Below are 24,246 nucleotides of genomic sequence, written 5' to 3'. Positions count from 1 at the left end.
GCTATATTTGTACAAATCGTCATTAGAGCTAAATCTCTAACTTCAAGCGGCACCTGTGACCGGCGGCAGTAGGGCCTGGACGCTTGCGAGCGTCTGGCACCGGGATCGGGGAGAGCGAGCTGGCGTGTGCTCGTTCCGAAGTATTAGGTTGCCCCGATTCGGGGTCGTTCAAAAAGCGATACAGGACATGTACAAAAAGCGGCGAATCGAACGGCAGCAGTTGCCGTGTTTCCTGAGAGTGTTCAATGGCGTCAACGGCAAGCCCATCGGTTTCTTGGGCAACGTTTCTGCAGATGGCTTGATGCTGATCAGCCATTTACCGTTGATGGTCGGCGCGGACTTTGACCTGCACCTGAAGATCCCTTCCGATGAGGGACCGCAGCAGAACATTGTGCTCAGAGCCAATTGCCTGTGGTGCCGCGAAGACGTGACGCCGCAGCATTTCGACGCCGGTTTCAGCCTGAAATGGGCGCCGCCGGAGTACGGGCAACTGATCAGCGCGTTGCAGCAATATTTCAGTTTTTATCCGTTGCCGGAGTCGGCCTGAGCCCCGGTCACTTTTGTTGGCGCAACACTTTGTGGGAGCGAGCTTGCTCGCGAAGGCGGCAGCACATTCAGCATTGATGCAAGCTGACCCACCGCTATCGCGAGCAAGCTCGCTCCCACAGGTTTTTCATACGCCTCTTCAGCGCCGAACCTTCGCCTCGTTATCCAGCATCTTCTCCAGCAACAACACCCCCATCTCGCCCATCTGGTGAATCGCCAGGGCCAGGTTGCGCGGGGCGCCTTCCAGGTCTTCCGATAAATCCAGAATCAGCGTGCTCACCGAGCAGAAGGTTTCATAGGTGTGGGCGAGCATGCCTTCGGGGTCGGCGTCGGGCGCGACGATGAAGTAATCCGGTGGTTTGACAGTCTTCTTGTCGGGTTGGCCGTGGTTGGGTTTGAGGTAGTAGTCCAGGGCTTTTTGGGCGGCCTGGTCGAGTTTTTCGGGGTCGAGGGTTTCGTGGGGGGATAGCGGGTCGGTGTGGGGCGGATTTGGAGTTGGTTTGATCATATTCACTTTTCCATGATGGGGCTGCCACCCGGTTCGCGACTAAACGAAGGGAGGCGGCTGGACGCAGGTTAGTCGACCGGTGGAAAAGTGAAGCCCGGCGCGCCCGAGGGCGCCCTGCGAACAGCCACCATCAAGTGCGGGCAGGGAGCCCGACTGGATGACGCTTGTACACATCACTTTTGCCTCCGGGCGACTAAACCCGATCACTGGTTATCAGCGACGCGAATCAAGTTACGGGGCAAGGCCAAGGCGCACAAGCCGGCGGATTCTGGCGGATCTGTAGTCCGTTGCGCAAGACGCTGTAGTCACCCGGATATTTCCTTGCACCAGGCCCCGCCACTCGTCGGCACTGTCAGAACTAACAGGTGTTTAGAGTCGCCAGATGGATATTCAATGAGTCCACGAACTATCCGGTCATATCGCCAGCCTGTTAGCCAGAGACTACGGAGTGCGTCATGGACACTGACGACGATATTGAAAAAAACGAGTCTGGTGAAAACATAAAGGACATGGAGATTCGTGATCCTGAGTTTCAAATCTTATCTCCCTCGGGTTATATCCCAGAATCAACATTTCTTGTTTCAGGTGTCGGCGCCAGACCTGGCATTGCCGTAATGATTCTGGATGCCAGCACTGCCCAGAGCCTGGGCGCGAGTTACGATGTCAATAGTGACGGTAGCTGGACGGTGGACGCCACTATGCGAAACGAGTCAGACCTAAGGTACGTTGCCGTCCAAAGTGGACATGGACCAACGCGGCCGAGGACGGTCGTAAGGCGTCCAACCACGCTCACCACGCCCCCCTCGAATGGTTTAGTCGCTCCGGGTCAGGTTGTTTTCGGTGGGGAGTGCTTTCCAGGTGAAACTTCAACTGATCCAGGCATGCGTATCCGAGTACTTGACGGCACCACTGAATTGGCTTCGGTGATTGCCGTAGGGCCAGGAACAACATGGGAAGCCACATCAACTGCGGCACTGTCTGGAAAAATCTATACCGTGCGGGCTGAATACAAAGTTGAGAGCAGTCCAGTTCCAAGTTACACAAATGATTTATCTTTCGAGGTGTTAAGCCTAAGCCCACCGACCATCACCGCGCCCACCACCCATCAGGAGATGAATTTCACTGTATTCGGAACACACGGGAGGTCGGGCGCCAGTGTCGAAGTGAGGCTCGATGTCATCGGCAGACCGGTCGGTCCTCCAGTTGGGGTAGGGTCGAGCGGTTCCTGGAATGCCGACGTGCAAGTGCCGCCAGGGACGGTTTCGTTGGTGGCGGAACAAACCTATCAAACCTTCCCGTCGGGGCTTAGTGCTCCTCAAGCGTTCAAAATCCGCCCACCGGCATTGACCGCCGTCACCGTCACCACCCCGACCGACACCTCAGTGAAATTCGAAGGCGACGGCTATACCGGCTCAACCGTCGAGATCACGGTCGTCAGCGGCCCCAACGCCACGGCGCCGGCCCCTGCGCCGGTAAACGGAGGCCGCTGGAACACAACCGCGACAAACTGGCCATTTGGCTCGTACAGCCTGCGGGCGATCCAGCGGTTTCCCGACGGTGCCAATGGCTGGATTGACTCGCAGCCATACACCTTCCCCGTCAACCTGATACTTCCAGACCCGACCGATATCACCTACACACCGGTCTACCAGCCCGTATTCTCGGGTAAAGGGTTCAACGGTGCGACGGTGATGCTGTTCAATCCCGGTGGTGCGTCGAAGGTGGCGCCGGATGCTGGCGTGTCGTCCGGTCAGTGGCAGAGCAGGGCATCAGAGGTTTGGGGGCCGACATTCAAACGGAAAGTCCATATCAGGCAATACCTGAATGGAGCACCGTCGCCGACCTGGCAGGAAATCGAGGTCACCATCCCACCGCTGGCACCGGTCATGAACGTGCCCGTGGAAAATGGCCTCTCGCCCAACCTCAATGGCACCTGCTGGCCGGACGCGGTGCTGACACTCACATTCAGTGACAGCACCACCGAACACCCCGTCGAGAATAACAACGGCACCTGGAATTTCCGCCGCACCGAGCCGTTTGCACCCGAGGTCATCCACACCGCGACGCTGATCCAGACCGCCGCCCAGCAACCCTCACCTGCAGCATCCAGAACCTTCACGGTCGTTCTGCCCATGCGCCAGCCAGTGATCACTGACCCCATCCCCAATGCTGAGGTCGGTCGCGAGCTGATCGTCCGCGGGCGTGAGGGCATGGCCGAGGCATCGATGCAAGTGCGCGACGCCCAATTTCAAACGGATCTGGGCGAGCCCAAGGTGCTGACTGCCGATGGCGAATGGTCTGTCGAGCTGCCCGTGCTGGCCTTTCGTCGCTACACCATCGACGCGCAACAGACCCTGCGTGGGGTGCCTTCCGAGCGCAGTGAGACGGTGACATTCGAGGTGGTGGTATTGCCACCGGTGTTTGACGTGCCGCAGCCAGGCAGCGACCTGCCGCGCACCATGGTGTTGTCTGGCACAGGCATGCCGGGCGGGCGGGTCGATGTCTGGCTGCTGGGCGCCAGTGAGCCGTTGATCGAGGATGTTTTTGTGGGCGCCGAAGGCTGGAAAGCTGAAGTGACGCTGCCGGTGGGCGAGACCACGATTCTGGCCCGGCAACGCTTCGAAGGACGGACCTCCAAGGACACTGCGCCGTTGACCTTCAACGTCGTCCCGGCTGCCCCGTTCATTGAAACCCCGGCCACCGACGAGCACATCGGCCGGCGGGTGGTGGTGTCGGGTTTCGGCGTACCGGGGGATACGGTGACGGTGAAACTGGGTGACGCTGCGCTGACGGTGTTGGGCGATAGCCCGGTGCTGGAGGATCGTACCTGGTCGGTGACGGTGGCGTTCGATCACCCCGGCGGCCTCTACGACCTGATGGCCGTGGCGTCGAGCGAAGGTTTTCATTCTGCCGATTCACCGCCGCGGCCGGTGGTGCTGGGCACCTATCGACCTTCCATCGACGTGCCCGTGGCCGGAGGCTGGGTCGACAACCCGGTCAACTTCGAAGGTCAGGGCCGGCCGGGCGTCGGCCAGGTGGTGAGCTGGTTCAACCCTGATCAGGTGTGGGCGACGGGTCTCCCCGTCGCTGCCAGTGGTTGGGAAGGCGGGGCGTCGCAGGCGCTCTCGGCTGGCGGTAACTGGTGCCGGTTCAGGCAGACCATCACTGACACGGTGGACGGCGCGACGGCTTCCGATTGGGTTGAGAGCCGGCGCTTCGAAGTCCTGCTACCCACCCGCCCGACCCAGGTGCCCAACTCCCGATAGACGGTCATAAAACCTGTCGGTTCTGACAGTAGACGGCTTGGGCCCTTAAGCGCCAAATCACGTTTACCAGACGCTCGGCCTGACGGCTTCGTCGGACCGCTGCGGGCCGTTATCGAACTCGAGGTCTCGTCCATGGCTGACTCCCGCCCTGCTTTACAGCTGCTGACTCAGGTGTTCAGTGACCAGCAACTCACAGCCTACGCGACGCTGCAAACGTACCTTGAAGAGGGCGGTTCGATCTTTACGCTGGTGGAAAAGGGCGTACAGGGATTGGTGAGAGACTTTGGCGTGAGCCCCGATGACGCCCGTCAGTTGTTACGGCGCTTCAACAGCATGGCCATTTACCTGCGGCGTCAGTTCATCGAGCACAACCTGTACGATTCTGCAAAAGAGCAGCGGCGAGCAAGCAGTGGCTTGCTGTCGATGGTTCGAGGCCCCAGTTTTGAGCTGCTGTTTAATCCCCGGTTCGACAGTTTGTGTCCACCCCAGGCCCTGGAATCTGTTGCGTCACCCGTGGCGTATTTGATTGAGTTGATGAGGTGGATCGAGCAACGCATCGAAGCTGCGTCCAACGATATGTTCAAGCTGCCATTGCATGATCGGCGCAAAGACCTGAAGCCGCTGAGCGTCGATTTCAACGCGGTGCATCGATCCGTGTCATCGGTGGACATCATCGTCCCGGTGCTGGAAAGGTTTATCGATATGGCGCCAGAGGCCCTTGAGCAAGCCATGATCGAGGCGCGCTATCCCAATGGGCTTCCTTACTTCCAGCATTGGGTCACGGTGGATACGGTCGCCCGTCACCATGGCCTGTCGGTGGGCAGTTTTGTCCAAAGCGTGAGCCCGTCCTTTCCGTATTTTTTTCAGGCTCAGGCCTGGTACAACGATGCGGGACCGGCCCTGGCCCATGCGTCGAGATTGGGACCTTATCAGCGGCGGTTGCTCACGGAGGAGGCTGCCAAGCTCGCCGACCGCGACGTATTTTATGCGCACAACTTTGGCACCGATGACTTGACATGGCAGGACCTCGAAGAGATGCCATTCTTCGGCGAACGGACCAAACTCGACACCCGGGGGCTCGAGGTCTTGCTGTCGGTACGCGGCTTTGCGCCAGTGCGTTCGGCCAATGTGACCTACTCGTCGCAAACGGAGTCCGACGTGCCGGAAAGCGGGCGCTCGGGGTCGGTTTATCTCAACGCCAACGACCACCCGGGTGTCAGTATTGTGGGTAGCGCAGATGGCCCTGCGTTCCTCCACAGGCTGTCAGTAAGCCCTGGCGACGCCGCAGGACTTGCGCGTTACGACCGAATGAATCGCAAGTTGCGCCTGGATCAATGGCTGGCACTGCCGAGTGAACAGGTGGATGCGCTGCTGGTGGCAGCCATCAAGGCTGAAGTGCGCGGTGATGCAGCCACCAGTGCCTGGTGGATCACCGAACAGGTCGTGCATGCACTGGGGCTGTTTCAGTCGTTGCGCGAGCGCTATGAATGTCCCGTGAACGACTTTGCCGTGTTTATCGACGAGTTGTCGATTTACGGTCGCGGTGAAGCACTCTCCCAATTCGATCAGGTCTTCAATAACCAGGGCGATTATCGTGAGCCCTTGAAGCTCGACAACGGACCGTTTCCGATCGTGCCGGCACCTGAGGTGCCCGATCTGACCGTCAGCCAACTGTGCAGCGCGTTGGGCATCGACCTGCAGACCTACAACTACCTGGCCTTGGCGATTGCCAATGCCCATGGCGTCGACGGAGAGAGTCTGTCGCGTAACCTGGCGATCATGTCCAGTTTCTACCGCATGGTGAAGCTGCCCCGGCTGTTGGGCATCACCCCGGTCGAAGGCGTGTTGATGCTGACGATGCTGGGGGGGGAGCTTTGGCTCGACGGCCTGGCGGGTGTGCCCCTGATCAATTCCACCGCAAGCGATAGCCCGGATGTGCTGAACCTCATCCAGGCCATGCAATTGTGTGTGGACTGGTGTGCCGATCGCGACCTGCCGGTGCTCTGGATGGTGCGGCAGGTCTCCCAGCCCTCGGTGTTGGACACCTCCCTGGACGCCGAAGGGCGGTTTTTTGAACAGGTGCTCAACCTGTTGCCCGGCGCACTGCTCACCCACTCGGCGATCCTGATGGCGGGTGTGCCAGCGATGGCGGGGGCCAGCTGGCTGGAGCTGCTGGGGATGCAAACGACACTGGTCGAGTTCGATGGGCTGGTGATGTCGCGCACGGGAACCGAGGCTCAATACCTGGCCTTTGCGCGAGAACAGCTTGAGCACGCCGTGGAAATCGGCCTCGGGGAACAATATGAGCTGGAGCGCCCCGCCATTGTCGAGAGAATGCTCACCGTGGTGTTGGAAGCCAGGGACGCCCAGGTGTCGGTGGTCAAGGAATGCCTGGCGGTTTACACGGGTATCGGTACCGAGCAAGCGCTCGAGGTGCTGGCGTGGGCCAATTCAACGGTGAGCCGGCTGCTGCGCCAGGTGCTCGAACGCGACCTTTCGAGTCTTGAAGGCCTGGTGAAGGGCCGCAACGCATTGACTGACCCATTGCTTGCGCTGTTGGCCGATGTGCGCCGTCGCAGTGCGGTGGTGGCGAAACTGGAGCTGGGCGCCGAGGTGTTGCGCGACTATCTGGATTACGGCCATAAAGCCTGGCTGGACCAGGACGACAAGCACGCGTTCACGGTGCGCACGCTTTACTACCTGAGCACCCTCACCCGTGCGTTTGAGCTGAGCGACCAGCCGGCGCAGACGTTGCTCGACTACCTGCGCGAGGTCAATGCGCTGCCTTCTCCTATAGGGGGGCACGCAGTGCATTTGGCCGAACAAGCGGCGTCCATCCGGCTGGCCGGTTTTTTTGACTGGAGCGTGCAAGAGGTGCGCGAGTGCGTCAGCCGCATCGAATCCGAGCACAAGATCCTGAAAAACCTGCCCCAACTGGATCTGTTGATGCGGGTTCGGGTGCTGGCGGCGCGCACCGGCATGGATGCCTTGACGATTTTCCTGCTGGGCGGGTTGCCGGAAGAGATCGACAAAGCCGCCTACAAGGAAGCCGCCGAGCATGCCTTGCTGAGCCTGTCCGAATCCGATAGGCCGCCGGCGACCTTCACCGGGGATCTGAAACAGCTCGTTACCGTGACATGCGTCCCGGACAATACCGTGGTGGTGGCGGCGCCTGGGAAAAAAATCACCTTCACCGTCACCCTTATGGACAGCAATGGGGAACCGTTGAGCGGAGTCAACGTTTACTGGAGCGCCGAGCTGGGAACCATTGAAACCCAGGCGACGAATACAGACGGGGTAGTTGAGGCCGAGTACATACCGGGCAAGGTGTTGGGGCGGGACACGCCGCAATTCTGGCTCGATCTGTTTGAGCGCGAGTATGCCCCTACCGTCGAGGTCATTTTCGATAAGCTCAACCTGGACGTCCCAAGAGCGTACATGTCGCCAGTACCTCTGGGAACGGTGCCCTTCGGTCAGGAAGTCGAACTCTACGCCACCATTATGGACCGTCATGGAAACCTTGCGACAAACCATCCGACACGCTGGCTAACCACGGATATGGGAGGGGGGGAAGGCCGGGTGGTTTATCGACCGGACCAGTCCTACACCAACCAGGAGGGTCTGGCCCGGACATTTGCTTCCAGCCCTACCGGCGGAAGGCTCAAGATCACCATCACTCCCGACGGTGACGCGTTCGCTGATTTCCCGCCCATCAGCTTTGAAAGCGAGGAGCAAGCATCATGACAGGGAACACAATGGGTGACTTGCTCGAAAAACGCCGGACCGCCCTGATCGAATACAGTCTCGGGCACGTTGGTAAAAGTGGCGAGAATCCACCCTACAAATTCCTGCGTACCCCAGCGGACCTGTTTGAACTGCTGCGTCTGGATCCTCTGGACAGTTACCCGGTGCAGAGCTCCTGGGTCGCTGAAGCGACCAGCTGCGCCCAGCAGTTCATCCACGCCGCCTACCGCAAACTGGAACCCGGCTATGCCGACACCGAGTTCGACAAGCGGGACCTGGCCACCTGGGAACTCTACAACAACTACCCGGATTGGTCGGCGCTGCAAATGATCGGCCTTTACCCGGAAAACTTCATCAATCCCTTCGTGCGGCAGCGCAAGACCAGCCTGTTCAAGACCCTTGAAAACAACCTCAACCAGGCACACTTGAACAGCGATTCGGTTCAGGTTGCCTTGCAGGAGTACCTGCAAACGTTCGAGCAAACCTGCAACCTGGACGTGCTCAGCAGCTACATGGACAGCGTCTCGCCGGCCCGGGCCGACTACTACTTTGTCGGACGCCAGCGGGTGCCGCCTTACCAGTATTTCTGGCGCAAGGCCGAGGTCGAGCTTTCCCCCAGTAGCACCGCCATTAATCCGGCGGCCTGGAGTGAATGGCTGCCGGTGGATACGCCCACGGGCGTGACGGTGATGGACATCCGGCCGGTGTTCTGGAGTGGGCGACTGTGCCTGGTGTGGGCCGAGTGGCAGTACAAGGTCGGAAGCGAAGACGAGGACGAGGAGGCCAACGTAAGCCTGCCGCACCGGCTGGACATCAAAGTGGCGTTCAAGGCCCAGAACGGCCGGTGGTCGGCGCCGCTGAGCCTGCACAGCAGCGTGCATGACAGCGACCTTTCCCAAGGCGCCCGGTTGATTGCGACTGTGTGGGCCGACCCTTACAACCCCAAGGGCAAGCTGGGCGTTTTTTTAACCAACGACGAGGCTTCCCTCAAGGTGTTTGCGGTGCGCGATGTGCTGTTCCGCCCCCTGGCCTGGGACGATGGTGGCTGGTTGGAGCAGGCGGCGCTCAAGCGTTTTGTCACGGCTGAGACGGTTCAACACCCGCTGATGAATCAGCCGGCCATGGTCACTGTCGTGGACAGGCCGGGCACGATGACACCCTACCTGGGTCTGCAGGCTGCGGTGTTTCGCGTCGATGGCTTCGATGAACTGGTGGTCTGCGGCTACTGCCGGCCAACGGGTTTGACCGGACTCCCTGTCCTCATGGACTTGAGGTTGGTCGGTCGCGCCGACGGAGACCCAGAGGATCTCTTGGGGGCTTCTTTTCCCATTGTCGGTGGCTGGAGTACCCCATGGAAGGTTTATAGACGGGCGAGCGGTTCGTGGCCGCAGCCGACCACGTTTACGTTGGGTGGCTCCTTGGGTGTGGGCCCCCAGGGCCAAAATCAGTTTCAACTGACCATTATCAATGTGACGGATTTCCCCCCCGTCTCACTGCTCAAGAACAGCTTCGATGCGGCGCAGTTCCTCTCCCTCAACCAGGCCGATCTCACCCTTGAATACGCCCGGCTGAATTCGCTGTTCGGCCCAGAGTTGGTACAGCGTTCCAATATCTCCGTCGATGCGGTGCTGGATTGGGACACGCAGTTTCTGCCGGAGCCGCCCCCGGAATCGAAAACGATCAGTGAGCCCAACGGGGCCTTCGACGGTGCTAACGGTCTGTTCTTCTGGGAACTGTTTTTCCACCTGCCGCACCTGGTGGCCACACGCTTGCGCACCGAGGACCGCTTCCTGGAAGCGCAGAACTGGTCGCATTACCTGTTCGACCCGCAAGCGCCGGCCGACCCCGACAACGGCCAGTACCTCAATCCAAAACCGGCGTATTGGCGCTGCCGCCCCTTGAGTAGCGCCGGCAACCTGGGCTGTGAAACCCGGGCGCCCACCGACCCCGACGCCATCGGCTATTCGGCGCCCCGGCACTTCCAGATTCTGGTGTTCTCGGAGTACGTCAAGAACCTGATGGCCTGGGGCGACTGGTATTACCGCCAACTCACCCGTGACAGCCTGGTAGCGGCCAAGCTGTGTTACGTGCAGGCCGAATTCCTGATGGGCAAGGCGCCGGCGGTGCGAACGGTCAACCGCTGGGAAACCGACACGGTGGACAGCTTGATGAACAAAAGCATGTCGCGACCGGCCCTTGAACAATTTGAACAAAACCTTGCGTTCAGCCTGGCGGACTTTCCTGCCGCCGCCGAGGCGCCGCCGCTGCTGGGGCTGTTGGCCAACGAGCCCTTCAAGGCACCGATCAATGAACAGTTGCTCGCGCTGTACGATTTGCCTGGCCAGCGCCTGCATAACCTGCGCAACAACCTCACCCTGGACGGCAAGCCACTGGAGCTCGCGCTGTTCAGCCCGCCCACCGATCCCAACGCGTTGCTGAGCGACCTGGCGGCCGGTGGTTCCGGTGCGCCAAGACCCATGGGCGGGCGGTTGGTGGTGGGGGCTTTCCGCTGGCGCACGACGTTCGAGGTGGCATTGCGCGCCGTGCAGGCGCTCCAGGAACACGGCACCCAGGTGCTGCGATTACTCGAACAACGGGACCTGATCGAACAGCAGGAACTGCAGCAGAACCATTTGGTGGAACTGGGTATCTACGCCCGGACTGTGCAGGAACAGAACATCACTCAGCTACAGGCGAGCAAGAGCGCGCTGGAGCAAAGCCGGGCCGTGGCAGAGGAGCGGGCAATCGCTTATGCGCTTCTCTATGACGAGAATGTGTCGAAGGTTGAGTACGAGGTCATGGAGAGCTTGCAGATCTCCAAAATCCTGGCGCTGACCTCGGCAAGCATCAAACCTGCGGGCGCCGTGATTGCCTCGCTCCCCACTATTTTTGGTTTGGCCAACGGTGGGCATCGTATCGACAAAATGGTCGACGCGGTTTGTTTCGGCCTGGATATAGCGTCGTCGACGATGCAGATAGACGCGGACAAACAGGCCACCACCGAAAGTTACCGTCGCCGCCGCGAAGAGTGGCTACTGCAGCGTAATCAGGCACTGGCGGAGGTGCGTGCGCTCGATGCACAAATCACCGCCCAGACCCATGCGGTGAGCGCCGCTCAAACCACACTGGATCAAACCCTCCTGGCCAACAACCAGGCCTTGACGGTGTACAACTTCATCAAAAAGCGCGCAACCAACGCCGAGCTGTACGGCTGGCTGCTGGGCCAGTTCAAGGCGTTGCACTACCAGGCCTACGATGCCGTCGTCAGTCTGTGCCTCAGCGCCCAGGCCTCGCTGAGTGCCGAAACCGGTGATTATGATTCGCAGATCCCCTTGCCCCAGGTCTGGCTGGACAATCGCCACGGCCTGACGGCAGGCGAACACCTGCGCGGGCATTTGCTGCGCATGGAGCGCGAGTACCTGCAACGCTATGAACGGCGGCTGGAGCTGGTCAAGACCCTTTCCTTGCGCCAGTTGTTCGATGACGCGAGCGACCCGCAGGCGGGCACCAACAGCAGTTGGGCCAACGCACTGGATCAGTTGCGTACCAAAGGAACGCTGGAGTTCAAACTCTCGCAATTGCTGTTCGACCGCGACCATCCGGGGCATTACTGTCGGCAAATCAGCTCGGTCGAGGTCGACCTGCCTGTGCTGATCGGGCCTTATGAACATGTACGTGCCACCTTGCTGCAGATCAGCAGCATGACGGCTACCAAGGCCACCATTCCGGCGGTGGAGTACTTGCATGATCCCGCGGGGCGCGTGGCGCCTTCCGATGTGCAGATCAACCTGCGCAGCGGTCAGCAGATCGCCTTGTCGATGGGGCTTGGCGACCACGGCATGGTGGCGATGAAATTCGATGACAGCCTGCTCAATCCCTTCGAAAACACCGGGGTGGTTTCACGCTGGCTGTTGAGCTTCCCAAGGCCGGAAAAGGAACCGCAGAAGAGCATGCTGCTGTCCTTGACGGACATCATCGTGCGTATCCGTTACATGGCCAGGGCCGGAGAGCCGCCTTTCGTGCGAGCCGTCGAAGATCAGATCACCAAGACCGAAAGCAAACTGTCCCCCTTCTCAACCGTCGAAGGAGCAGGTCGCCATGAATAAACCGATTATCCTGGCCAATGAAAATCTGGTGCTCAATGGCGACTTCGAAAAGTGGATCGATCACTGGATACAGGAACCGGCTTCGGGTTACTTGGGGACTGCGAGCGATTGGTATGAAGAGGAGGGCCAGCACGTTCGTTTTCTGACCGCCGGCAATGGGGCTTCGGTCAATCAGGCGCTGACGGCGCCCAAGGATCCGGGCGCTCAAGCTCGCTACGTCCTCACGTTCCTGTGCGAGACGAGGCACACCGAACCGGGCAGGCTGCTCATTAGCAGCGATAAACAGCCGCAGGAGCAGGAAATCCTGTTGCCGCCGGGTCCGGCCCGGGATGCGCAGGAGGATCAGGCGCGACGCAGGGACGGTCAGCCGCGGGAGTACAGACCCATTCCCTACAACGTCCCGTTGGACCTGCCGTTCAACGCTCAAGACATCCTCACGGTGAGTATTCATAGCCCGCGAAACGTTCCCGGTGACGTTTTCTCGGATGTCCGCATCACGCGTATCAACCTCCAGTTGCACCTTGAGCCAGCGCTGATGCAAGCACTCAAGCTTGATGAGCAAACACGGCCGGCAACCGGGCGCTTGTACGTGTGCCTGGGGGCCTCGGGTGACTTGGCCCACCAGCTAGAGTTCGTTCCCGACCCGGGCAATGCCTGGGTCGGCACCCAAGCGGCGTTGACCAGCGACGACAATCCCCAGGAGGCGCTGATGGCGACCCCGGCCTGGGGCGTGGATCACCCATTGGATTCGGCCTGGACCCTGGACTGCCCGGCAATCGGTGAAGACGGGCCGTATTCGTTCTCCATGGACCTGGTCAACCAGTACGCCGCTGAGGTCTATCCGGTGCAGGTGTCCCTGGGTCATCATCGATTGGCTTTTCGTGAAGTGCTCGAGGCGGCGTATTACCCGGTGCTGGAATACGACCAAAGTGTGCGCTTGGGGGTGCAGGTCACTTCTTATTACACCGGGCAACCCTTGAGCGACCGCACCGTGAACTGGACTTCCACGACCGGGCAGGTCGCCAGCGTTGCCATCACCCGAACTGACGGCTGGGCCTACTTTGATTTTCAGCCGACGCAGGCCGGTGATGTCGAGATCCAGGCGTCGGTCGAGAGCCTTTACTACGCCTCTGGCGTGTTGACTCAAACCTTGATGGTGCGGGTGTTGGCGACGGATCCGTGGAAGGATGTGCGAACGGTGGTCGAGGGGGTTGAGTCGCCTTGGGAGGAAAAAACCGGTTACCCCAACCGCGGCTCGGATTATCCCCTCGACGTGAAACTGCCCGCCGCCAGTCCCTTGCAGGGGACGCAGCTGTCGTTGCACTGGAGCGGTGATTCCCACGAGCAACTGGGGGTTGTCGTCAATCCGGCCCTTGAAGCGGCGGTGCCGGTCACCGGTGCCGAGCTGGCCTGGACCCTGACCAGCGAAGATCGTTATGACGGTCGCTTCGAGCTGCAACTGGCCTGCTCGAAACTGTTACTGCCTTCACCGAAAAAAACCATGTCGCTGGCGCGCAATCTGGTCCGGGTGGGAGACGTCCGAGAGGCCAACAAATTTCCCGTGGTGGACGAAAACGAAAGCGTGCTGTTGCGGGTGCAGGTGGTGCACTTCGTGGCCAGCGGCGACGGCGATCCGGTCATCAATGCCCAGGTCGAATGGAAGGCTGGCGCCGAGTCGATTTCCACCGTCACCACGGGCGCCGGTGGTTGGGCCAGTGTGTTGTACACGCCGCAGAGCGCGGGGGACAAGGTGGTCATCGCCAGCATCAAGGCCCACGAGCAAGCCGTTGCGGTGGAGCAGCCTTTCGATGTGACGGCGATTGCGACCAGCCCCTGGAAAAGCGAAGTCAGTATTCTGCTTGATGGCGAGGTGGTCCAGCGCAATACGCTCGGTGTGCTCTGTCGACGCGGGCAGACCCACACACTGAAAGTCGTGCCCAACGCCGGCAGCCTGTGGATCGATAAAAACATCAGTTTGCATTGGCGAGGGGCCGCGCCGGATATTGGGCTGTTGCCCAGTGACCTTGGAACGCCCAAGCGGTTGGAGGCGGCTGGCGCCCAATGGACGCTCGCCTCACAGGTCAATAGCAGTACCAGCAGCCTGTTTGAGCTGGAGTTGCGTCTTGAGAGCGTTTCAGTCGTTCGCGAGCTGACGGGGCGATTGGTGTCCGAGGACCTGGCGGAAGAAGTCAGCCTGAGACTCGACCAGATTGCCGCAGCACTGGACGCCCAGGCGCTTTATCCGTGCCTGGGGGCGCTTCATCGGTTTAGCGTTTTGCCCAATGCGCTGAGCCCGCTGGTGGGGTTGGAATCAACGCTGGCATGGTCCGGGACATCCGCCGAGGAGTTGGGGGCAACGGTTCGTCCGGTGTTGAATCTTGCGCAACCGATCAACGACGGCGGCGCGATCTGGATGCTGGATTTTACCGCCAGTGAGCAACCGGGCGAGTTTGCCCTGGCGTGGGCAGTGCCTGCGCTGGACTTCGTCGCCACCGCCAAGCCGATGACGCTGGCGCATAACAAAGTCAGGATCCAGGGCTGGCGCGAATCGCCGGTCGACCCGGTGGTCGGGCAGGATCCTGCGTGGCTGTGGGTCCAAGTGGCTTCTCATTTCACAGGGCTTGCCGTGAATCAGGTTCCGGTGACCTGGACAGCGGGCAGGTCAAGCGCGCAACCCACCGACGCCGAAGGCTGGTCCGGTTTTCCCGTGGCGCCGGCCGCCGCCGGAACCCAGGCAGTGAAGGCCTCCGTGAGCAGTCGTTACGACGGCTACGAAGAGGAGCGCCCCTTTGAAGTCACGGCGCTGGCAAGTGATCCCTGGGCCGGGCTGACGGTCAGCTTTGATGGCGCCGCGGCACAGCCCTGGGGCGAAAAAACCTACTTCCCACGCCGCAAGGGCGAACATGTTTTTGAGCTGATGGCTCCCGAGAACAGTCCTCTGTTTGAGCGCGAGCTGACGCTTGGCATGACCGGAACCGGGCCGAGCGAACTGGGCATCAGCTTTTTGCCTGACCCCCTGGGAATGCCTCGCGAGTTTCCCAGCGATGGCCTGCGTTTCACGCTAAAGGCCGGCGATCTGAAGGACGGGGGCTTTGCTTTGCGCCTGGCGTCCCAGCGGCTGGCCAGCCTCTCCCCGGCGAACGCGATGTCGTTGGGCGAGGGCGAGCAAGTGCTGGAGATCCGCTGGGACAGCGGTGTTCACCAGACACTGGACTGGGAGCAGGAACTGGTCGAACAGGTCACCGTGGTCTCTTCCATCAGCGGCAAGCCGATTGCCGGGGTGACCGTGATCTGGCGTGGTGATGACCTGGGGGAAGTGACCACCGTGACCGATTATTACGGGGTGGCGCGCGTGCGCTATGTTCCCACCACGCCCGGCGCCGCGCAGTTGACTGCGACGGTGGGGCAAGGGCAGTACGCGTCATCGGTGGCGCTGTCGTACTTTTTACACGAGCCCCGGGAAATCCAGTCGCTCACCAGCGACAAACCCAACGGTCACCTAGGGGAGCTGGTTTCAGCGGTCGTGACCGTGGTGTCGGCCATGACTGGCGAACCTCTGGAGGACGTCGAGGTGCGATGGGAGTATCCCCAGATCACGATTGCAGCGACCAGAACAAATGTCGATGGGCAAGCCGAGGTGCAATTCAGGCTGCCCGGAGTCAGGAAGGGGGTTCTATACGCCATTGTCACGGGGGGGTATGCGGGATGGGAGATGGCAGCTCTCAGCTTTGAGCTGCTGCCCAATGACATGACATGGTTGCAGGACTTCAGACCTTACGTTGATGGCAGGCCCGTAGAGTGGTCTGAAGTCAAGTTGAATGTATTCGCAGGACAGGTTTGCACGCTGAAGTTGGATTATGGGGGCAGTTGGCTGATTGGCGAGCCGGATGCCCAGATTTGTCTGCAATTCAAGCCGGGCGAAGAGGTGCAGGGTCTGGTGTTCGATCCGCCTTTGGGGCAATTGGTTGCGATGGAGCAGGGCAGTACTTCTTTGAGTTGGACTATTTTTACCGACCAGGCGCAAAACAGGCCTTTTGTTCTGGAATTCGATATTCCCTTGATAACCGAAATGCCACCGTCGCCTCCTTTGCCAGGGATTACTCGCGATGAAGATAGCTGGCTGGAGGAGTTCACCTTCTACCTGAACAGTCAGGAATTCGATCTGGCCCATAGAAAGCTCAGCCTGAAAGATGGAACCAATAACACCTGGGAGTTGCGAGCCAAGGAAGATAGCGCCCTGATAAACGCCACGAGTGTCGCTTTGTGGATGTCGGGAGGAGACGCGCTTCAGTTGGTTTTCGAACCGCCGTTGTTTCAACCACAGCCCGTGACCACAGCCCCCTTGAGTTGGTCGATTCTGACCAAAGCATCACATTGGGGTTCTTTCACGTTGGAGTTAAGAAGTCCGCACCTGCCCACGCGGTCAATCGACGCCGAGGTGAATGTTCATGGGACCTGACAACATCGCCTACAAATCCCCCGCTTTCTTCCACCCCAAATACAACGTCACCAGCTCGGCCCCCAATTCCCCGGGCCGGGCTTGCAGCACAGCGATCCCATGGGCGCTCAGCCGTTCATGCAGCGTCGCCCGGGCATTCAGATATTCCACCGCCCCGCAATACGCCAGCGCCTCGGGCAGAGTTTGCACCGGCGCCTGGCGCAGCCGGTCCAGCGCCTCTTCCCGCAGGCTCGCCACCAATACCCGATGCCGTTGGCCCAGCCGTTTGACGGCGGTCAGCAGTTCTTCATCGTCTTCGTCCCGCAGGTTGGTCACCAACACCACCAAGGCCCGGCGTTTCTGCCGGGCCAGCAGTTGGGTGACAGCGGCCTGGTAGTCGGCGGGGTGCTGGCTGCTGTCGAGGTCGTAGACGGTGTTGAGCAACACATTGAGCTGCCCCGTGCCTTTGACCGGCGCGAGGTAGCGCGACTGTTCGCTGGCGAAAGTACTCAGGCCCACGGCATCGCCCTGGCGCAGCGCGGTGTAACTGAGCAGCAGGCAGGCGTTGAGGGCGTGGTCGAAGTGCGACAGCTCGCCGTCCTGGCTGCGCATGCGCCGGCCGCAGTCGAGCATGAAGATGATCTGTTGGTCGCGTTCGTCTTCGTATTCCCGGGCAATCGGCGTGCGATGGCGGGCCGTGGCCTTCCAGTCGATCTGGCGCAGGCTGTCGCCCTCGCGGAATTCGCGCAGTTGATGGAATTCCTGGCCCTGGCCGCGCCGTTGCCGCTGGCGGATGCCGAGCTGGCTCAGCCAGTTGTCCACCGCCAGCAGTTGACCGTCGTAGAGCCTGGCGAAATCCGGGTAGACCCGAGTCTCATCGAGCGCATCCAGCAGACGCTTGTCGGTCCACAGGCCCAACGGGCTCGGCAGGTTGATTTCGCAATGTTCGAAGGCGAAGTGCCCGCGCTTGAGCGGGCGCAGGCGGTAGCCGACCTGGCTGCGTTGGTCGGGTTGCAGCTCGACGGACAGTGGCAGGTTTTCGAAGTCCAGGCCGTCGGGTACGTGATCGAAGACCTGCACGTGCAGCGCTTGGGCAAAGTCATGGCTGATCTCCAGGCGGACTTCACCCCAGCGACCGAGGGCCAGGCTTCCAGGCATTTGCCGTTGCACCCGGGGCGAAGGCAGGCGCCTGACGCGCACCGCGTCGAGCAGCGCCAGGGCCAGCAAGGCCAACAGCAGCCCCCAGTTGATCGACAGCAGTGTCGATGGCAGCGCGATGCCCAGCGCCCGCAGTGTGCCCAACACGATGCCGAGGGCCAGCAGAAGCGCAAGCCAGGTCAATAGCAGGCGCGAGGGTTTCATTGACACATACCCTTTGGGAGAAATGCAGAGCGAGCTTTTGTGGAGAGGGGGCTCATGTGGGAGCAAAGCTTGCTCGCGAAACAGGCGTCTCGATTTCTGCGAGACCGCGTCGCTTTCATCGCGGGCAAGCCTTGCTCCCACAGACAAGCGGGATGGTGCTGGTGGGAGCAAAGCTTGCTCGCGAAACGGGCATCTCGATTTCTGCAAGACCGCGTCGCTTCCATCGCGGGCAAACCTTGCTCCCACAGACAAGCGGGATGGTGCTGGTGGGAGCAAAGCTTGCTCGCGAAACAGGCGTCTCGATTTCTGCGAGACCGAGTCGCTTTCATCGCGGGCAAGCCTTGCTCCCACAGACAAGCGGGATGGTGCTTGTGGGAGCAAAGCTTGCTCGCGAAACAGGCGCCTCGATTTCTGCGAGACCGCGTCGCTTCCATCGCGGGCAAGCCTTGCTCCCACAGACAAGCGGGATGGTGCTGGTGGGAGCAAAGCTTGCTCGCGAAACGGGCATCTCGATTTCTGCGAGACCGCGTCGCTTCCATCGCGGGCAAGCCTTGCTCCCACAGACAAGCGGGATGGTGCTGGTGGGAGCAAAGCTTGCTCGCGAAACGGGCATCTCGATTTCTGCGAGACCGCGTCGCTTCCATCGCGGGCAAGCCTTGCTCCCACAGACAAGCGGGATGGTGCTTGTGGGAGCAAAGCTTGCTCGCGAAACAGGCGCCTCGATTTCTGCGAGACCGCGTCGCTTTCATCGCGGGCAAGCCTTGCTCCCACATAAATCCCCTCGCCATGTTGGTGTTACTCACAACCGCGGCGCCGGCACTTGATCGAGCAGTTGCCCCAGCACCTGGTCTACCGACAGCCCTTCGATGTCCAGTTCCGGCGCCAGGCGTACGCGATGGCGCAGCACGGCCAGGGCGCAGCCCTTGATGTCATCCGGCACCACGAACTCGCCCCCGCGCAACAACGCCCGGGCCCGGGCGCAACGTACCAGCGCAATCGAGGCGCGCGGGCCGGCGCCGAGGGTCAAGCCCGGCCAGCTGCGGGTAGTACGGGCCAGGCGCACGGCGTAGTCGAGTACCTGGTCGTCCATCGGCAGGTCACTGGCAATGCGTTGCAGCGCTTGCACGTCCTTGGCCTGCAACACTATGCGCAGCGGCTGCACGTCGAGCATGTCGGCGCGGGTCGAGCGGCTGACCTGGCGCACCATGTCCAGCTCCTGGTCGGCGTCCGGGTAGTCCATGCGCACCTTGAGCATGAAGCGGTCGAGCTCGGCTTCCGGCAGCGGGTAGGTGCCTTCCTGTTCGATGGGGTTCTGGGTGGCGAGGACCATGAACGGCTGGCTGATGGGCAGGGCACGGCCTTCGAGGGTGACCTGGCGTTCCTGCATGGCTTCGAGCAGCGCGGCCTGGGTCTTGGCCGGTGCGCGGTTGATCTCGTCGGCCAGCAGCAGGTTGGTGAACACCGGGCCCTTGCGCAGCTTGAACTGCTCGGTCTGCAAGTCGTACACCGCGTGCCCGGTGACGTCGCTGGGCATCAGGTCGGGGGTGAACTGGATACGCGCGAACTCGCCGTTGAAACAGCGAGCCAGGGCTCGCACCAGCAAAGTCTTGCCCAGCCCGGGAACACCCTCGAGCAGCACGTGCCCGCCGGCGATCAGTGCCGTGAGCACATCGTCGATCACCGCGCTCTGGCCGACCACCGCTTTACGCAGTTCCGTGCGGATGGCTTGGGCCAACTGACTGGCGCGCTGGCGCTGTTGGGCGGCGTGGGCCTGGCCGTCGACAGGTTCGTTCTGTTCAGTCATAAGGCATTCCTGAGGGTTTGCAAATGGGCGACCTGGCGGCAGAAGTCAGCGCGGGAGAGGCGCTGTTTCGGCCGGGGGCTCAAGGCCTGGCTGATGGCTCGCGTCGGTTGTCGGGTCAGGCGGGCGAGTACCTGCCATTGTTCGGCGACGGCCAGTTGTTCGAAGCCTGGGTGAAGATGACGGGCCCGGCGCAGCACGTCTTGTTGCAAGGCATGCAACAGGTACTCCTGGCCGTTGTGCCGCAGGTGGAAACCGGCGCTGGCCTGCACATGCTCTTCCAACTGACGCCGCGCCTTGGAGGCCGGTTGCTGCAGTGGGCCATGGCGCACCGCTGAACGCCAGAACCACAGGGCAATCAAGGCCAGCAGTGCCACCAGTGCCTGAGGGAAATAACGCAGCAGCAGGGTCAGCAAGTTGTCGTGGTCGCTGTTGAACAACAGCGTGACGTCCGTGTCGGCGCTCAAGTACCAGAGCAGCCAGGCATTGTCGTACTGCTCGATGGAGTCGTTCTTCCACAGCTCGGCGTCGGTGATCACGGTGATCGAGCCCAGACCGAGGTTCAACTGCATCATGTGGGTCGACAGCGCGCTGTTGGCCCAGGCCTGGGCCAGGTTATGCGGGTCTTCGAGGTGGAAGTCGGTGTCGAAGCCGATATACGCCGGCGCCTCTTCGTCTTCCAGGTAGAGTTTGGTCAGTTCCGGGTAACGGTCCTTGATCAATTCAGGGGCCGGCTCCTTGAGGTCCTTGCTCAAAAGTTGCCGCAGGCGTACGCGGTCGAGCAGCAGATCGCCGCTGCTGCCGGTACTGTCGTCCCACAAGGCTTCGGCAACGAAGAGCAAGCGCCCGCCGGCCCGGGTCCAGTTCATCAATTGTTCGACTTCCCGTGGCGTCATGTGGGTTCGCTCGCCCAGCAACAGCAGGCTGTGTTGGCGAGGTTCCAGGGTGGGCAGCACGTCCAGGCTGTTGGCGTGCTCGACGTTGATACCCCGCTGGCGCAGGAAAAGTTCGGCGGCCAGGTAAGGATTGGCCTGGGCTTCAGGGGAGGGGCCGTGCTCGACGACCTCTTCATAGGGCTCGGCCTTGGTGTAGAGGTAGAGGCCGAATGCGCACACCAGCGCGGCCAGCACGGCGCCGATCAGCCACCCTGCGTGCCGGCTCATCGAGACGCTCCCGGACCGAACAGCTCGCGCCAGCCGTCACACAGTTCCTGTTGCAGGTGTGGCGGCGGTGGACGATGCCCATAGGCAATGTTCTGCCAATGCAGGGTCAGGTTTTTGCTGAAGCTCAGCAGGTTGCCCTGCTTGAGCTGTTCGACACGTTCCAGCACCTGGCCTTCGGTGTCGGCCGGTTTCAAGGGGATCTTGAAGTCATGATGCAATCGGCTGAGCAACGCCCGGTACAGCAGGCCCAGGGCTTCACGGGGTTGCGTGGCCCACAGTTGTTCGACGCTGGCGGCCACGTCGGCGGGCAGGCTCTCTTCGCGAATATCCAGGCCAAACATGCGCGCAGGTACGGCGCGTTCCACCGGCAGGCGCTGCGTCGGTCGGCGATTGACCAGGGCCTTGAGTCTTTCACGGTAGCGCCAGGCCAGCCAGACGATCGCCGCCACCAGGCAGGCCCACAGCACCACCTGGATCAGTGCGGCGGCGATGTCGAAACGTTGGCTGCCGAGCCATTTGAACAGGGTCTTGAGCCAGTTCGATTTCGCCTCGGTCTCGGTCTCGGGGGATTCGGCCGTTTCTTCGCCGAAACGATAACGGATGACGGTCTCGGGGTTCTTGAACGGCGGGGCGTCGAGGATTGCCTTGATACCGTCCCGGGAGGCCTCGCTGGTGAGGGGCTGGTTGAGTAGCCGCGGGCTGTCGGGGGCGTCGCTGTCTTCGGCGGCAAACGTCGGGGGCGCCAGCGGCAGCAGCATGAACACCAGCAGCATCAGCACTGGGGCCACGCCGCTCAGGCGCTGGCGCAGGCGCCGGAATACCAGTTCGATGTCCCACGCCTCGAGGATCGTGCGCCGGTTCAGGTAGAGGCTGAAGCCGCAGGCGACATACACCGGCTCCCACAGGATCAGTAGCAGTGGATAGAGGAAGTTGACCAGGTGTTCGAACCACAACCAGTCGTGCTCGGCCGCTGACACCAGCGTTTCCCAATCCCATTGCAGTTCGACTTGTTGCGGCACGAACAGATAGAACAGGGCCGTCAGGCCGAACCACAAGGCGGTTTCCAGGTGCATGCCGATGATGGTCAACCATTGCGCCGCGCCGCGGTTGCGTTGTTGCAATATCCGCAAGCGCTGCGCTCGCGCCTCACCGGCGAGGCCCTCGAGTTGCACAACCGGCATCACGAAGCTGCGGCTCAGGCTCAGCCGGCGCCAGGTCAGGCTGGCCAGCAACTGCGGCTTGAGCAGCGCAGGCCACTGGCGCAACGCCTGCCGCAAGGTGGGGGTTTCGCCAAACAGTGCCTTGGACAGAATGTACAGTGGCAGCCGGTCGAAGGCCGGCTTCAACCACCAGAACAGCATCACCACCAGTGACGGTGAGTCCCACAGCAGCAGGGTCAGCAACAGGTACACCGGCAGCGTGATGATCGCCCAACTGGTCATCAGCAGGCGTCGATGCTGCTGGCTCATCAACACCCCAAGGTCCATGGCTTCCCAGGTGGTGCGTGGGCGGATGACGACGGTGGCGTCACTCAGGCGCATGGCGGACCCGTCCGGCAAGCGACAGATAGCTGATCACCAACAGCCACAACAAGGCGCCCACCGTGTATTTGGTGGCCGGTGTCACGGCGCTGGAAGACCAGTAGGCCTCGATGAACGCGGCCATGAGCAAAAACAGCATCACACCGCCGATCATCAGCACGCTTTTGCCCGCCGCGAGCCGCAAGGCCTCGCCCCGGGTCAGGCGCCCCGGCGCGATCAACGCCCAGCCCAGTTGCAGGCCTGCGGCCCCGGCCAGGGCGATGGCGGTGAGTTCGAAGGCGCCGTGGCCGATCACGAACGACCAGAACGTCCCCCCGGAGCCGATCTGGGTCAGGTGCCCGGCCACCGCGCCAATGGTCAGGCCATTGAAAAACAGGAAAAACGCGCTCCCCAGCCCAAACATCAAGCCACTGGCAAAGGTCTGAAAGGCAATGCCGATGTTGTGCATGATGTAGTAACCGAACATGACCCAGTCCTCGCTGGCGGCCCGCTCGACCGAGCGCCCCAGATGCCCGGACGCCGGGTCATACATGCTGCGGATCTGGCTGATTTCGTCGGCGCCGAGCACGCTGTAGACCAGCTCCGGGAACAGATAGACCAGCAGCCCGATGCCCACCAGGCTGCCCAGGAACATCAGGCTGGCGGCCAGCACGAATCGCCATTGTTCACGCACCAGTCGGGGAAAGCCGGCGAGGATAAACGCCGAGAGGCTGGCCGAGGGTCGGCTGCGGTCCCGGTAGAGTTGCTGGTGACCGCGCAGCGCCAGTTGTTGCAGCGTATCGACCAGTAAGCTGCTGTAGCCTCGGGCCTGGGCCAGTGCCAGGTGATGGCAAAGCCGTCGGTAGGTAGCGGGGAAGTCGCTGCTCTGGGGCGCGCTGCGGCTGCGCTCCAGTTGGTCCAGTTGCCGGGTCAGGTGCTCCCATTCCCCTTGGTGACGGCTTTCGAACAGGCTTTGCTTCATGTTGGCCCCAGCAGGCCGCGGGCGACGCCATTGAGTTCGGCCGCGGCATTTGGTACCTGGACGTTCAGTGGCGCGGCCAGGATGGCAGCCAGTTCGTTGACCCGCGCTTGGGAAAGTTCTGCCTGGCGTTCGGCGAAGCCCAGCACGGCGCGTTGCTCATGCAGGCTGAGGGTGAAAGGTGTTCGTATCGGCGCTGCCATTGGCAAGGCGGGGCGTTTGACCGGTTGTTCGCGATACACCACCAGCGTGCCGGCCGCGAGGTCGCCCAGGCGCTTGAACGCCGGATGTTGCAGGCAACTGATGGCCCCGAAGGTGTAGCCGAAGGGCAGCATGTCGACGAAACGCAGCAGGTTGCGGATCAACGACGCCGACCAGCCGATGGGCCGGCCATCGTCCTGCACCACGCGCAGCCCCATGATCTGCTTGCCGGGAGAGCGCCCCTGGTTGAGCACCTCGAACAGCACCATGTACCACCAACTGACGACAAACAGCAGGATGGAGCCCAGGCCGATCCCCAGTTCGCCGAAAAACGCCAGGACCAGGAAGAAAAGCCCCAGGACCAGCCCGCGTATGCCCAGGTCGATGGCGAAGGCGATGGCTCGCGACATCAATCCCGCCGGGCGCAGCGGCAGGTCGATGCCTTCGGGCGTTTCAACCTGATAGCGCGTGTCCAGGGGCGCGGGCAGCGTCGCGTTCCTTTGCAGTGCTGGTGTCTCGAGCATGGGCAACCTGTGATGGGCCAGACCGAATGTTCAATCTCGGCCCAGATGCTAGCAGTCTTCGTGCGGGCAAACGATAGAACTGTGCAGG

At 61.5% G+C, this 24,246-nt stretch carries 12 protein-coding genes; 5 read left to right on the top strand and 7 right to left on the bottom strand.

Annotation, left to right across the window (positions count from 1 at the left end; all coding sequences use genetic code 11):
* The first annotated feature begins 187 nt into the window (after positions 1–187).
* The gene (locus F7R20_RS09265; protein ID WP_003205114.1) at positions 188–547 is read left to right on the top strand and encodes a PilZ domain-containing protein; all 360 of its coding nucleotides are present in this window, start codon (positions 188–190) and stop codon (positions 545–547) included.
* Between the two features lie 138 nt (positions 548–685).
* On the opposite strand, the gene F7R20_RS09260 is transcribed toward F7R20_RS09265, so the two are convergent.
* Positions 686–1,054 (bottom strand): DUF6124 family protein, encoded by a 369-nt coding sequence (locus tag F7R20_RS09260; RefSeq protein WP_013694123.1) that lies wholly within the window; start codon positions 1,052–1,054, stop codon positions 686–688.
* Positions 1,055–2,292: 1,238 nt separating this feature from the next.
* On the opposite strand from F7R20_RS09260, the gene F7R20_RS09255 reads away from it, so the two are divergent.
* The 4 genes from F7R20_RS09255 (at position 2,293) to F7R20_RS09240 (ending at position 16,629) form a co-directional block, all read left to right on the top strand.
* A complete protein-coding gene (locus tag F7R20_RS09255; protein ID WP_100264208.1) occupies positions 2,293–4,320 on the top strand; it encodes a hypothetical protein in 2,028 nt (675 codons plus the stop codon).
* 132 nt (positions 4,321–4,452) lie between these two features.
* Entirely contained in the window at positions 4,453–8,064 is a 3,612-nt protein-coding gene (locus F7R20_RS09250) for a Tc toxin subunit A (RefSeq protein WP_042956451.1), read from the top strand.
* Entirely contained in the window at positions 8,061–12,170 is a 4,110-nt protein-coding gene (locus F7R20_RS09245; RefSeq protein WP_033028143.1) for a Tc toxin subunit A-related protein, read from the top strand. Before F7R20_RS09250 ends, F7R20_RS09245 begins: the two co-directional genes overlap by 4 nt.
* A complete protein-coding gene (locus F7R20_RS09240) occupies positions 12,163–16,629 on the top strand; it encodes an Ig-like domain-containing protein (RefSeq protein WP_081352573.1) in 4,467 nt (1,488 codons plus the stop codon). Before F7R20_RS09245 ends, F7R20_RS09240 begins: the two co-directional genes overlap by 8 nt.
* Positions 16,630–16,638: 9 nt before the next feature.
* On the opposite strand, the gene F7R20_RS09235 is transcribed toward F7R20_RS09240, so the two are convergent.
* From F7R20_RS09235 to F7R20_RS09200, 6 genes are all read right to left on the bottom strand, one after another.
* Positions 16,639–17,970, bottom strand: coding sequence for a DUF58 domain-containing protein (locus tag F7R20_RS09235; protein WP_003205104.1), 1,332 nt, complete (start codon positions 17,968–17,970; stop codon positions 16,639–16,641).
* Between the two features lie 799 nt (positions 17,971–18,769).
* Positions 18,770–19,774 (bottom strand): AAA family ATPase, encoded by a 1,005-nt coding sequence (locus F7R20_RS09220; RefSeq protein ID WP_003205102.1) that lies wholly within the window; start codon positions 19,772–19,774, stop codon positions 18,770–18,772.
* Positions 19,771–20,934 carry a DUF4350 domain-containing protein gene (locus tag F7R20_RS09215; protein ID WP_003205100.1) on the bottom strand — a complete coding sequence of 388 codons (1,164 nt, stop codon included), beginning with the start codon at positions 20,932–20,934 and terminating at the stop codon, positions 19,771–19,773. The genes F7R20_RS09220 and F7R20_RS09215 overlap by 4 nt, the downstream gene beginning before the upstream one ends.
* Complete coding sequence (locus F7R20_RS09210; RefSeq protein ID WP_003205098.1) at positions 20,931–22,475, bottom strand: DUF4129 domain-containing protein; 1,545 nt, start codon at positions 22,473–22,475, stop codon at positions 20,931–20,933. The genes F7R20_RS09215 and F7R20_RS09210 overlap by 4 nt, the downstream gene beginning before the upstream one ends.
* Positions 22,462–23,436 carry a stage II sporulation protein M gene (locus F7R20_RS09205; RefSeq protein ID WP_003205097.1) on the bottom strand — a complete coding sequence of 325 codons (975 nt, stop codon included), beginning with the start codon at positions 23,434–23,436 and terminating at the stop codon, positions 22,462–22,464. Before F7R20_RS09205 ends, F7R20_RS09210 begins: the two co-directional genes overlap by 14 nt.
* Positions 23,433–24,158 (bottom strand): RDD family protein, encoded by a 726-nt coding sequence (locus F7R20_RS09200; RefSeq protein ID WP_003205095.1) that lies wholly within the window; start codon positions 24,156–24,158, stop codon positions 23,433–23,435. The genes F7R20_RS09205 and F7R20_RS09200 overlap by 4 nt, the downstream gene beginning before the upstream one ends.
* Positions 24,159–24,246 lie beyond the last annotated feature (88 nt).

It is taken from the genome of Pseudomonas brassicacearum subsp. brassicacearum (assembly GCF_008801605.1).
Taxonomy (GTDB): domain Bacteria; phylum Pseudomonadota; class Gammaproteobacteria; order Pseudomonadales; family Pseudomonadaceae; genus Aquipseudomonas; species Aquipseudomonas brassicacearum.
Note: the sequence above shows the minus strand (reverse complement) of the source record. Positions and strands in the feature narration are given on the sequence as shown.